This is a genomic window from Amycolatopsis sp. GA6-003, assembly GCF_046267895.1.
GTDB lineage: Bacteria > Actinomycetota > Actinomycetes > Mycobacteriales > Pseudonocardiaceae > Amycolatopsis.
The window spans coordinates 6284450-6296638 of record NZ_CP176499.1 but is presented as its reverse complement, the minus strand read 5'-3'; the positions used below and the strand labels follow the sequence as shown (position 1 = coordinate 6296638).

Sequence of the window (12189 nt, the reverse complement as noted above, 5' to 3'; positions counted from 1 at the left end):
GACGAGCGAGTGTAGTGGATCAGCGGATTCTCGAAGCCGGTTACGCGCCCGCCGCTTGAGCCCGGCGCTGCGCGAGTTCCTGAACCGCCGACGGCAGGGTGGTTTCGAAGTCGATCAGCTTCGCCCAGGTCGGCGTGACGACGATGCGGACCATGCCGTCGACGTACAGCGAGCGGATTTCGGCCTCCCATTCGACGCGCTGCTCGGGCGTCATCTCGTAGGAACCGTTCATTTCGAGGTACTCGTCCGGGATTCCGTCGACGTAGTCGAGTTCGACGCGGCCGCGCAGGAGCAGGATCTTCGGCGGGTGCGATTCGGTGTCGATGGTCAGCGCGACCATCGGGTTCGCCCGCAGCGCCGGCAGTTTCGGCGCGTTCTTGGTGGTGCACAGAACGATCTCGGTGCCGTTCCAGGTGAACGCGATCGGGACGCTGCGCGGCGTGCCGTCCTTCGCGACGTAAGCGAGCCGGGCGATGTCGCGGGCGAGCAGCTCGCGGCTGTACGCGCGGTTCAGGACCTCGGCGACTTCCTGCGCTTCCATGACTGTCTCCTTCTCGGCTAGGTGCTGCGGGGACGGAGCCGGGACGGTGTTCTCGACATCACCCAGATAGTGGCGTGGGTCACACATAGCAGGAGCGCGAGGTTAACTCTGTGTGAGCCCCCTTCTCAGCGTGTACACAGCGAGTGTGCAGAACAGTGGGCAATCATGACGCCCCGGCACCGGAAGGCCCGATGACCGTCCCTCACGACAGACGTGCCGCGGCGGCCCGAGGCGTCGCGGCTCGGGCCGCGGCTCGGCGACGGCGGATCACCGGCCGAGTCGCGTTGGCTCTCGCGGCCGCGTTGACGCTCTCGCTGACCGGTTACGGCTGGGCCGCCTACACCGGCGTCGTGTCCGGACTGCAGGTGTCCGACGTGCTCGACGGGCAGTCGACGTCCAGCGGCGGCGACACCAACATCCTCATCATGGGCCTCGACTCGCGGCTCGACGAGAACGGCAATCCGCTGCCGAAGGACATCTACAACTCGCTGCACGCGGGCGACCAGCAGGACGGCGGGTACAACGCCAACGTGCTGATGCTGCTGCACGTCCCGGGCGACGGCAGCAAGGCGACGTCGATTTCGATTCCGCGCGACGATTACGTTCCGCTGGCGGGCTGTCCGGACAACGTGTGCAAGGGCAAGATCAAACAGGCCTACGGGCTGGCGTTCGACGAAAAAGCCAAACAGCTCGTCGCCCAGAATGTCACCGACAAATCGCAGCGGGAGCAGCAGGCGCGGGACGCGGGCCGCCGGGCGGAAATCGACACCGTGCGGAAATTCCTCGGCGACGTTCCGGTCGACCATTTCGTGGAGGTCACCCTGGTGGCGTTCTTCGAGATCGCCCAGGTCGTGCAGCCGATCACGGTGTGCCTCAACGAGGACACTCAGGACAGCTACTCGGGCGCGAACTTCCATGCCGGCCAGCAGGAGATCAGCGCCGAACAGGCCGTGGAATTCGTCCGGCAGCGCCGCGACAACGTGCATCCCGCGCTCAATTTCACCGATCTCGACCGCGAACGCAGGCAGCAGGCGTTCATTGCTTCGCTGGCCTATCAGCTCAAACAGGGCGGCACGTTCACGGATCCGGCGAAACTCCACGGGATCATGGACGTCGCGAAGCAGAACACCGCGGTCGACAAATCGCTGGACCTGCTCGCGCTCGCGCACCAGGCGTCCAGCCTGACCGGCGGGAACGTCAGTTTCGTGACCCTCCCGGTCGACCATTTCGGCAAGAGCCCGTCCGGCGAGGACGTCAACTTCGTCAATACCGGGCAAATCCAGTCCCTGGTCGCACAGCTGCTCAGCGGCGCCCCGGTGCCGACCCCGGCCGCCTATGTGACCCCGATGACCTCCGGCAGCGCTCCCGCTCCCCCGCCCGCGTTGAACGGAGGCGGAATCCCTTGTGTGAAATAACTTCGGCGAAGAAGACGCCGCGTGCCTCAATGTCCTATCAGGACGATTAGGGCATAATCGGCCCGGCGCGTTCTTTCCCCGCGCCGGAAATCGGCGGACGGCAGGTGCGCGAGTGGCTACGGCACGGAACAGACGAAACCGGGTCCCGGTCGCGATCGTCGGCTGGCTCTCCCGGCCGCTGGCGTCGTTCCATCTCGTGCTCGCGCTGTGCGGCCTGCTGACGCTGCTCGGCGTGATCATGGTGCTGTCGGCGTCTTCGGCGCAGCCGGGCGGCGTGTACAGCACGTTCCAGAAGCACGTCGTCTTCGTCCTCATCGGGCTGGTCGCGCTGTGGGCCGGGCTGCGGATTCCGTTGCGGCGGATCAGGTCTCTCTCGCCGATGCTGATGCTCGCCACGCTGGGGCTGCTCGCGCTGGTGCTCACCCCGCTCGGCGCGAAGGTGAACGGCGCGCAGCGGTGGTTCGCGCTCGGTCCGCTGACGTTGCAACCGGTCGAGGTCGCGAAGGTCGCGCTGACCTTGTGGGGCGCGCACATTCTCGTGGTCAAGGCCCGGCTGCTGCACCACTGGCGGCACCTGCTGGTACCGCTGGTGCCGGTCGCGCTGCTGATGTTCGCCCTGGTGATGGCACAGCCGAACCTCAGCGGGACGATTTCGCTCGGCATCGTGCTGCTGGCGCTGCTGTGGTTCTCCGGCGCGCCGGGACGGCTTTTCGGCGCGCTGCTGGCCGGCGGCGTGGCCGGATTCGTGGTGCTCGCGCTGGTCGCGGACTACCGGCTCGCGCGCGTGCTCTCGTTCCTCTCCCCCGACGCGGACACCTCCGGCGCCGGCTACCAAGCGGTGCAGGCGCAGTACGCGCTCGCCGAGGGCGGGTTGTTCGGGGTCGGGCTCGGGCAGGGCGCGTCGAAGTGGAAGTACCTGCCGAACGTGCAGAACGACTTCATCTTCGCGCTGATCGGCGAGGAACTCGGCTTCCTCGGCTGCGCGGTCGTGCTGCTGCTGTTCGCCGGGCTCGCGCTGGTCGGCCTCCGGATCGCGACGCGCAACCTCGATCCGTGGATTCGCATCGTCTCCGCGACGATCACCGTGCTGCTGGTGGCGCAGGCGGCGGTCAACATCGGGTACGTGGTGAACGCGCTGCCGGTCACCGGGGTGACGCTGCCGCTGGTGTCGTACGGCGGGACGTCGCTGATCGTGACGATGTTCCTGTTCGGCGTGCTCGCCAGCTGCGCCCGGCACGAACCCGCGGCGGTAGCGGACCTGAATCATCTCGGACCGGGCAAGATCGGGCGGATTCTGCGGTTGCCGGTGCCGGAGCCGTATCGGCCGGTGCGGACGCCGGGCAGGCCGGCTCGCCCGCGGCGGCCGGAGCCGGTGCCCAAGCGTCGGCGGGCACCGCAACTGGCAACCGGCCAACGGGCGAAGCGCTAGCGTTTCGGCCAATGCCACGGCGGTTGGTCCAGCCGACCCTGTCCAGCCACCACCGTCGCGCCGAAGTCCTTTTCCAGCTCCAGTACCGAGGCGTCCTCGAGAAACCGGACCAGCAGCTGTGAATGCGAAACCACCAGCAGTTGCGTCTTCTTCGCCGCGGCGGTGATCAACGCGGCCAGCGCCGGCAGCAGGTCCGGGTGCAGGCTGGTTTCCGGTTCGTTCAGCACCAGCAGCTCCGGCGGGCGCGGGCTGAGCAGCGCCGCGGCCCAGAGCAGGTACCGCAGGGTGCCGTCGGAAAGTTCGGCGGCGCTCAGCGGGCGCAGCAGTCCGTGCTGGTGGAAGCGGAGGTCGAAGCGGCCGTCGGTGGTGACTATTTCGACGGACGAGCCGGGGAAGGCGTCGTCGATCGCGGTGGCCAGTGCGTCGGCGTCGGTGGATTCCTGGATGGTGCGCAGGGCGGCGGCCAGGTCGCCGCCGTCGTGGTCCAAGGCCCAGGTGCGGGTGCCGATCCGGCTTTGCCGGGCGGGTGCGCCGGCGTCGGTGCGGAAGTGGTCGTAGAACCGCCACGCGCGGACTCGGTCGCGCACGATCAGCAGTTCCGGGCACAGGCGCGGGTCGGCGAATTCGCTCAGCATGCTGTCGGTCAGGGCGATCGAATGGCCGCTCTCGACCCAGGACCCGGACTCGTCGCGGATGCGCACCCGCGTGCCGGACCGGTCGGCCAGCAGCGCGGACGGGCGCAGCACCGGTCCGTGCCAGACGCATTCCCGTTTGTATTCCGGGTCCAGGTTGAACGCCGTCTCGGCCGGGACCGGGAGGCCGAAGTCCAGGGCGTAGCCGAATTCGTCGCCGGAGTAACCGAGTCGCAGGCCCACCGGTTTGGTTCGCTGCAGCGGCTGCACCGGCGTCCGGCCCTCGCGGACGGCTCGGCCGATCTTCTCCGGACCGGCCCACAGCGTCGACGGCAGGCCGCCTTCCCCGGCGAGGGCGGCGACCGCGCCGTTGCGTCCGGCGTCGGCGAGCAGCCGCAGCGCGCGGTACAGGCTGGACTTGCCGGTGCCGTTCGCTCCGACGATCACCGTGAGCTGCGACAGCGGCAGCACCAGGTCGCGCAGCGAGCGGTAGTTCTGGATGGCCAGGGTGGTCAGCACGCCGACACCTCCGCGGGCAGGCCGAAGCGGGGGAACAACTCGGGGTCGAGGAACCAGGTGACGGTGCGGATTCGGTCGCCCCACGGCGCCAGGACGAGGATTCCGGCGGGACGGGCCACGGTTCCGCCGGGATCGGTGAGATAGCAGGCGAAGGCCGGATGGGTGTTGGCGCGCGTCGGGAGCAGGCGGAACCGCCGGGTGCCGCGCCATTCGCTGAACCTGGCGAGGAACGCGGTGACGGCTTCGCGGCCGACGTACTCGTGCGGCGCGGGCGGCATGGCGAGCCAGCCGTCGTCGGTCAGAAGCGCGACTACGCCTTCGACGTCCCCCGCGCTGAACGCGTCCGCGAAGCGTTGGGCGATTTCCCGCTCGCGCGGTGCGGGCGGGGCCGGTTCGACGGTCTGCCGCAGCTGAGCCCGGGCGCGTTGCAGGGCGCCTTTGACCGCGGTGGAGCTGGTGTCCAGCAGATCCGCGACCTCGGCGGTGGAGTAGTCGAGCACGTCCCGGAGCAGGAGGACGGCGGTTTGGCGCGGCGGGAGTTTCTGCAGGGCCGCGACGAACGCCAGCTCGAAGGTTTCCTTGGTGCCGTAGTGCTCGGCGGGGTCGTCCGGCGCGGGCTGCAGCCAGGTCGCCTCGGTGCGGCGGGTGGGCTCGGTCGGGGTGAACGGCGGCGACGGCTCGGCCGGGACGCGTCGGCCGGCGTCGCGGAGTGCGTTGAGGCAGCGGTTGGTGGCGATGCGGTACAGCCAGGAGCGCACCGAGGCTCGGCCGGCGTAGCCGTCCAGCCCGCGCCAGGCGGCGAGGAGCGTCTCTTGCAGCAGGTCCTCGGCGTCGGTGAGCGAGCCGAGGAGGCGGTAACAGTGCACCTGCAGCTCGCGCCGATAGGGCTCGACCAGCTCGCGGAAGGCGTGCGCGTCTCCGGCGCGTGCGCGGTCGAGGAGGTCTTGGCCCACCCGTCGCATCCTGCCATCGTTCCGTTTCCGAGGCGGGCGGTGTCTGTACTGGTGACCTCGGAGAAAGGCGAACCGATGAATCCTGTCGACGATCTTGCCGCCGTCCTCGAGTCCACCGGCGCGCTGGTCGCCGGCGTGTCTCGCTGGGACGCGCCGACGCCGTGCCCGGAATGGACCGTCCGCGAACTGGTGAACCATCTGGTCCTCGGGCACCGGCTGTTCACCGCGGTGCTGCGCGGCGAACCGGGCGGCCCGCTGGACCCTCGTAGTTCCGACGTGCTCGGCACCGACCCGGTCGCCGCTTACCAGGACGCGGTCGCCGGTCTGCTCGCGGCGTTCCGGCAGCCTGGGGTGCTGGAACGGGTATATGAGGTCCCAGCCGGGACGGTTCCGGGGATCGCCGCGGTGCAGCTGCGGATCGTCGAGGAACTCGTGCACGGCTGGGACCTCGCTCGCGCCACCGGCCAGAAGCCGAACTTCGAGGACGCCGTAGTGGAGCGGGGAATCGCGTTCAGCGCGGCGAAACTCGCTGACCTTCCGGCGGAGCGGAGGCCGTTCGCGCCGCCGGTGCCGGTCGCGGACGACGCGCCGCCGTTGGATCGGCTGGCCGCGTTGCTCGGCCGGTCGCCGGGTTAAGCGACGCGGAATTCCAGCAGGCCTCGCTGGTCGGTCAACGGGGTCGCCGATTCCAGGACCAACCCCGCGGAATCGGCGAGGGTGCGGAATTCTTCCACGCGCCGTTCGCGCCCACCGAAATGGACCAGCATGACCAGGTCCATTTCGGTCCGGGCGTGAATTCCGCTGACGGCTTCGATGGCGAGAATCCGACCGGACCGGCCGGCCGCTTCCGCGCACCGCTCCAGAACTCGGCGGGCGTTCTCGTCATCCCAGTTGTGCAGGATGTCCACCAGCAGATAGGCATCCGCTCCTGGCGGGAGCGGGTCGAAGAAGCTGCCGCCGCGCACCTCGACCCGGTCGGCGAGGCCGCGGGCGGCGAACGCGGCACGGGCTTCGCTCGCAGTGGGTTCGAGGTCGACCAGGTGCGCGCGCAGGTTCGGATTGGCCTCGAGGACCGCGGCGAGCAAATCTCCTCGGCCACCGCCGACGTCGGCTACCGTCGTGAAAGAAGACCAGTCGATTCCGGCGACCACCTGCGGGATTTCGGTGCGGAATCGGGTGGTCATCTGCTGGTCGAAGGATTTCCGCAGCTGCGGCTGCTCGGAAAGATCGGTCCAGAAATCCTTGCCGTAGCGGCGGGAGTAAGCCGCCTCGCCGGTCCGGATGCTGTGCGCCAACTCGACGAAAGCGAGTTCGGCACGGCCGGCGGCGCGGTCCAGGTGCAGAAGGTTGGCCACGCCGTTTTCATTGTCTTGGCAGAGATTCGCGCCGTACGCGGTGGTGAGGTAGCCGTCTTCGGTGCGTTCGACCACGCCGAGCGTGACCAGGTGGCCGAGCAGGACGTCGAGCGCGATTGGTGAGAGGTCCAGTTCGGCGGCCACGTCGTCGGCCGTGCCGGGCGCGCGCAATCGGTCGGGCAGGCCTAGCGTTACCGCGACCCGCAACGCCATGGGGGTCGCCAGGCTGGCGGAACGGAGGAGGTGGTTCGCGTCATCACTCACGTGACTCCACTTTTCCAGTCTGGTCAACCGGTTTTCCGGGCCACACCGCGGTCTCGGCGAATTCGGCGAAGCTTCGGGGCGGGCGGCCGAGTGCTCGCTGGACGCCGTCGGAGACGTGCGCGTCGCGACCTTCGCGGAGTGGCTCGATAAAGTCGGCGAAGATTTCCGCCTCGGCGCGTGGCAGGCCTTGGCCGACCAATTCCGCAAGATAGTCCTCTATGGACAGTGGCACGTAGCGGATCTCACGACCGGTTACCGCGGAAATCGTTTCGACCGCTTCGGCCAGCGACACCGCGCGGGGACCGGAGAGTTCGTAGATCTGGCCCGCGTGTCCTTGGTGAACCAGGGCAGCGGCAACCACTTCGGCGATGTCCTCGGCGTCCACAAAGGTCGCCGCACCGTCGCCAGCGGGCAAGCGCAGTTCACCGGCAGCGATGGCATCGGCGAAGAATCCCTCGTTGAAATTTTGCGCGAACCAGCCCGGGCGGGTGATCGTCCACTCCAGACCGCTTTCCCGCACCGCCGCCTCGCTGTCCGCGATGCCGTCGCGCATGCCGATGCGGTCGCGGACGTAGCCGGGGTCGTCGATTCCGCGCCCGGACGCCAGCACGATGCGCTGCACGCCGTGTTTCCGGGCCCGCGCAACGAACGGGCGGACCAGGTTCGTGCCGTCGAGTTGCACGACGTACGCCGCGCGGACGCCCTCGAGCGCGGCGTCCCAGGTGCGGTCGTCGGTCCAGTCGAAGGGGTGTTCCCCGGAGCGCGCCGCCGCGCGGACGGGGTGCCCGGCGGCGCGCAGCCGGGAGACGACGCGACGGCCGGATTTGCCGGTCGCGCCGGTGACCAGGACGGGTTGTTCAGTCATGCCCTGAGTCAACCGGCGAGATCCGGGAGGGGCCATGGTTGAAAAGCTCGCCTCGATGTCCGCGCGGATACGCTGGCAAGGTGGATGCAGTAGCGGAATTGCTCGCCGACGTCCGGGCGCACGGCGCGGTCTTCCGGCAGACGATCACGCCGTCGCTGCGAGTCGCCCCAGGCACGCCGCTGACCTTGGCCCGGATGCTGCGCGGCGAGGCCTGGATCGTGCCCGACGGGCTCGCACCGGTCCGGATCGGCGAGAACGACATCGCCGTCGTCCGCGGTGACGTGCCGTACGTGGTGGCCGACGATCCGACCACCACGCCGGTACACACCGTCACCGCCGCCGATTACTGTCCGACGCCCACCGACGGCCGAACCTGCGGAACTCCGGCCGAGAACGCGGCCGTGCTGCTCAGCGGAGCGTTCGAGAGCCGTGGTCAGCTCAGCGGACGCGTGTTGCGGCTGTTGCCCGAGGTGCTGGTCGTTCCGGCGGAAAGTCCGCATCCGTCGGCCGAGGCGTTCGCCGACGAGGTCGGGAAAGACCAGCCCGGGCAGCAGCAGGTACTCGACCGGATGCTGGACTTGATGCTGGTTTCCGCGCTGCGCACGTGGTTCGACACCGCTCCGGTGCGGCTCGATCCGGTCGTGAGCACCGCGATGCGGCGCATCCGCGGGGACCCGGCCCGCCGTTGGACAGTCGCGGAATTGGCCGCGGAGGCGGGAGTGTCCAGGGCGGCGTTTGCCCGCAGGTTCACCGAGCAGGTCGGCGAACCGCCGATCGCCTACCTCGCGGGCTGGCGCATTTCACTCGCCGCGGATTTGCTTCGCCGCACTGAGTACACAGTGGACACTATCGCGCGGAAAGTCGGTTACGCCAACGCTTTCGCGCTCAGCGTCGCGTTCAAACGACGCCGCGGGATCCGGCCGAGCGAACACCGGCACAAAAGCTCGGTGTGACCGGCCATCGCCGTCCAGCTCGTCCTCCCCTTGCCTGGCGCGCCGCCGCTCGTCACCCTGGAAGCCGCGGCCGCCCGTAAGCACAGACAGGGTGAACCGTTAGAAGGTCTTTCGAACAATCGGCCGTGTTACCGTCGGGCGTCGTCAAGGAGGTGGGGATGCCCGCAGCAGGCACCCGCAAGCCGATGCGCGAACGGTTCCGCGAGCAGGTGCGCGAGGAGGTCAAATCCGCCGCACTCGACCAGCTCGCGGCCGGGGGCGCGCAGGCGATCTCCATCAACGCCATCGCCAAGCAGCTCGGCGTGTCCGGGCCGGCGCTGTACCGCTATTTCTCCAGCCGCGACGAACTGCTGAACGTCCTGGTCATCGACGCGTACCACGATCTCCGCGAGGCCATGGCGAAAGCACTCGGCGCCGACGCACCCGACGCGGAAGCGCGGATCCGGTTGCTTGCCGCGGCGTACCGGGCTTGGGCGCGGGCGGAACCGCACCGGTACGAATTGCTGTTCAAGGCGCCGTTCCCCGGTTACGACGCGCACGCCAAGCCGCTCGCCGAAGCGGCCCGGTCGCTGATGGGCGTGGTGCTCGGGGTGTTGCACGGCACCGCGGGAAAGCCGTATCGCACCGAGGAAGTGCTCGACGCCCGGCGCGCGAACACCGAGAACCACCAGCTGGCGGTCGCGTTGTGGTCGCGGCTGCACGGCTTTGTCAGCCTCGAAATCGGCGGCGGCTTCACCGCGATGGGCCTCGACGCCGACGCGTTGTTCGAGACCGAGGTACAGGTGCTGACCGACCGGGTCCGCCGCGCCGGCTGATCACCGGCGGGACGCGCGCGGCTTCGCCCCCAGCGCCACCGCCAGCAACGCTCCGGCCACCATGCACGCGCCGACCACCCACAAGCCGGTCCGCTGCGTGCCGGTCAGGTCGCGCAGCCAGCCGGTCACATACGGCGCGACGAACCCGCTCAGGTTGCCCAGTGCGTTGATCAGCGCGATCCCGCCGGCGGCGGCCGCGCCGGACAGGAAGTTCGACGGCAGCGCCCAGAACGTCGGCAGCGCCGCGCACACGCCCATCGCGCAAATCGTCACCGCGGTCATGGTGGCGTAAGGGTTTCCGAGGTACAGCGCGACCGGGATCGCCGCGCCGCCGACGAGCATCGGCAGCGCGACGTGCCACGTCCGTTCCCCGGTCCGGTCGCCGTGGCGCGCCCACGGGACCATCACCAGCGCACCCGCGACGTACGGGATCGCGTTCACCAGACCCGCCTGCAGCACGCTGAGTTTGGTGCCGAACTCCTCGCCGAACCCGGCGATGATGGTCGGCAGGAAGAAGCCCAGCGCGTACAGGCCGTAGACGACCGCGAAGTACACGAACGCCAGCCCGAGGATCCGCGGGTGCGTGAGCGCTTTCCGCAGCGGCCAGTGGTGTTCGGCCTCGGTGGCCCGGCGTTCGGCGTCGAGTTCGCTGGTGAGCCAGTCGCGTTCCTCGGCCGACAGCCACTTCGCGGTTTCCGGCCGGTCGCTCAGGCAGAACCACGTGACGACCGCCAGCAGGATCGCCGGAATGCCCTCCACGAGGAACATGAACCGCCAGCCGGACAGGCCGAACACGCCGTGCCCGCCGGTGATCAGCAGGCTGGAGACGGTCGAGCCGATCGCACTCGACACCGGCACCGCGCACATGAACAGCGCGACCGCCTTCGCCCGCTGCGCCGCCGGGAACCAGTACGTCAGGTACAAAATGATGCCGGGAAAGAACCCCGCCTCGGCGACGCCGAGCACGAACCGCAGCACCACCAGCGTCGTCGTGTTGGGCACGAACGCCATCGCGACGGCCACCGCGCCCCAGGTGATCATGATCCGCGCGATCCAGCGGCGCGCGCCGAACCGGTGCAGCGCGAGATTGCTCGGCACCTCGAGGATGAGGTAGCCGATGAAGAAGATCCCGGACGCGAGCCCGAAGGCCGTCGCGGTGAGGCCGAGTTCCTTGTTCATCCCGTTCGGGCCGGCGAACCCGATGTTGACCCGGTCCAGGTAGTTGACGAAGTACAGCAGCATCAGCAGCGGCATGGTCCGCACCGCCGCCTTGGCCATGACCCGGTTGCCCAGCGGGCGCGTCTTCGTCGACATGTCCGGATCTCACCTGCCCGGACCCCGCCGAGTCAAGGCTTCGCGTAATGCCCGGCGACCGCGGCGAACGCCTCCTTCGGTTCCCAGTTGAGCCCCGGATACGCCGTGCCCGAGCGGTCTTCCAGCACCTTCACCAGGCCGAAGCTGGCGAGGTCGAGATCGTCGCGGCCGGTCCGGTGCGGGTAGTTGTAGAGCGCGAACAGGAACACGAACGCGCTGTCCACTCCCTCCTCGTCGAAGATCTCCAGCAGTTCGCGCAGATACGCGGCCTGCCCGGTTTCGTCGCGCTCGTACTCGCCGTCGATGCGGACCGGGTCGCCGGTTTCCTTGTCGTACTCGACGATCTCCATGCTCCGCGGCGCGACGTCGCCGGACCCGCGCCAGGTCGCCGTGCCGAATCCGGTGATCGCGACCGGTTTCCCTTGCGCCACCAGGGTTCGGACACCGGCCCGGAAGAGGTCGGCGACGTCGGCGGAGCGGATCAGTTCGACCGTGACGAAGTCGAACCGGCTCCAGTCCACCTGCTCGAACTGGATGCACGCGTAGGTAACCGGGCCGTGGAACCGTTCCCGCACGATCTTGACGGCGGCCTCCAGGAACGGGTCGAGCTTCTTGCCCACCTCGGCCAGCCGCTCCGCGCGGCCCTCGGGTTCGGCCAGCAGCAGGCTGACCCGTTCCGCGGTGTCGTTGCCGGGCAGGAAGCCCTGGTTCATCACGCTCAGTTCGACCCCGGTTACGAACACCACGTTCGCCCCGGTGGCGCGCAGCCGCTCCGCCCGGGTCGCGCAGTCGGCGAAGAGGGCGAGCATCTCCTCCTGCGTCTGCTCCAGCGGATACGGCGAGAACCAGACCTCCAGCCCCAGGTCCGCCGCCCACCGCGCGGCCCGCTCCAGCCGGTCCGGATCGCCGCCGACGAGGTGCACCGCGGTGCAGTGCAGGTCGTCGCGGATGATCGCCAGTTCGCGCTTCACCACCTCCGGTTCGAAACTCTCCCGCGCCGACCGTCCATTGCGGACGAAGCCGGTCTCGTACGTCATTCCCTTGCCGCGCATGGCGGTTTCCTCTCGTTCGGGACGCCGCCCACCGTACGCGCGAAACTTGCGTGCACGCAAGTTTGCGTAGGCGCAGCGAGGC

12 protein-coding genes are annotated in these 12189 nt (G+C 69.1%); 5 read left to right on the top strand and 7 right to left on the bottom strand.

What is annotated here, in order from left to right:
- Positions 1-40: 40 nt before the first annotated feature.
- Complete coding sequence (locus F9C12_RS28650) at positions 41-541, bottom strand: pyridoxamine 5'-phosphate oxidase family protein (RefSeq protein WP_409462419.1); 501 nt, start codon at positions 539-541, stop codon at positions 41-43.
- A 191-nt stretch (positions 542-732) separates the two neighbouring features.
- Here F9C12_RS28650 and F9C12_RS28645 point away from each other — a divergent pair, with 191 nt between their 5' ends.
- Together F9C12_RS28645 and ftsW are read left to right on the top strand one after the other, a co-directional pair.
- Positions 733-1956: an LCP family protein gene (locus F9C12_RS28645; RefSeq protein ID WP_409462418.1), complete on the top strand. Its 1224-nt coding sequence runs from the start codon at positions 733-735 to the stop codon at positions 1954-1956.
- A 112-nt stretch (positions 1957-2068) separates the two neighbouring features.
- The gene (gene ftsW / locus F9C12_RS28640; RefSeq protein WP_409462417.1) at positions 2069-3385 is read left to right on the top strand and encodes a putative lipid II flippase FtsW; all 1317 of its coding nucleotides are present in this window, start codon (positions 2069-2071) and stop codon (positions 3383-3385) included.
- Here ftsW and F9C12_RS28635 read toward each other — a convergent pair.
- Positions 3382-4536, bottom strand: a complete 1155-nt coding sequence (locus F9C12_RS28635) for an AAA family ATPase (RefSeq protein ID WP_409462416.1) — start codon at positions 4534-4536, stop codon at positions 3382-3384. The two genes, ftsW and F9C12_RS28635, sit on opposite strands and share 4 nt — an antisense overlap.
- Positions 4530-5489 carry a sigma-70 family RNA polymerase sigma factor gene (locus tag F9C12_RS28630; protein ID WP_409462415.1) on the bottom strand — a complete coding sequence of 320 codons (960 nt, stop codon included), beginning with the start codon at positions 5487-5489 and terminating at the stop codon, positions 4530-4532. The genes F9C12_RS28635 and F9C12_RS28630 overlap by 7 nt, the downstream gene beginning before the upstream one ends.
- Positions 5490-5564: 75 nt before the next feature.
- Here F9C12_RS28630 and F9C12_RS28625 point away from each other — a divergent pair, with 75 nt between their 5' ends.
- Positions 5565-6125 carry a TIGR03086 family metal-binding protein gene (locus tag F9C12_RS28625; RefSeq protein WP_409462414.1) on the top strand — a complete coding sequence of 187 codons (561 nt, stop codon included), beginning with the start codon at positions 5565-5567 and terminating at the stop codon, positions 6123-6125.
- Here the strand turns inward: F9C12_RS28625 and F9C12_RS28620 are convergent.
- Together F9C12_RS28620 and F9C12_RS28615 are read right to left on the bottom strand one after the other, a co-directional pair.
- Positions 6122-7057 (bottom strand): methyltransferase, encoded by a 936-nt coding sequence (locus F9C12_RS28620; RefSeq protein ID WP_409467090.1) that lies wholly within the window; start codon positions 7055-7057, stop codon positions 6122-6124. The genes F9C12_RS28625 and F9C12_RS28620 overlap by 4 nt on opposite strands.
- A gap of 43 nt (positions 7058-7100) precedes the next feature.
- The gene (locus F9C12_RS28615) at positions 7101-7973 is read right to left on the bottom strand and encodes an NAD(P)H-binding protein (RefSeq protein ID WP_409462413.1); all 873 of its coding nucleotides are present in this window, start codon (positions 7971-7973) and stop codon (positions 7101-7103) included.
- Between the two features lie 80 nt (positions 7974-8053).
- Between F9C12_RS28615 and F9C12_RS28610 the strand changes: the two genes are divergently transcribed.
- Together F9C12_RS28610 and F9C12_RS28605 are read left to right on the top strand one after the other, a co-directional pair.
- Positions 8054-8926, top strand: coding sequence for an AraC family transcriptional regulator (locus F9C12_RS28610; RefSeq protein ID WP_409462412.1), 873 nt, complete (start codon positions 8054-8056; stop codon positions 8924-8926).
- Between the two features lie 158 nt (positions 8927-9084).
- Positions 9085-9741: a TetR/AcrR family transcriptional regulator gene (locus tag F9C12_RS28605; protein WP_409462411.1), complete on the top strand. Its 657-nt coding sequence runs from the start codon at positions 9085-9087 to the stop codon at positions 9739-9741.
- Here the strand turns inward: F9C12_RS28605 and F9C12_RS28600 are convergent, their stop codons facing one another.
- Positions 9742-11055 carry an MFS transporter gene (locus F9C12_RS28600; RefSeq protein WP_409462410.1) on the bottom strand — a complete coding sequence of 438 codons (1314 nt, stop codon included), beginning with the start codon at positions 11053-11055 and terminating at the stop codon, positions 9742-9744.
- A gap of 32 nt (positions 11056-11087) precedes the next feature.
- On the bottom strand, positions 11088-12107 hold the full coding sequence (locus F9C12_RS28595) for a hypothetical protein (RefSeq protein ID WP_409462409.1): 1020 nt from the start codon (positions 12105-12107) through the stop codon (positions 11088-11090).
- Positions 12108-12189: the final 82 nt, after the last annotated feature.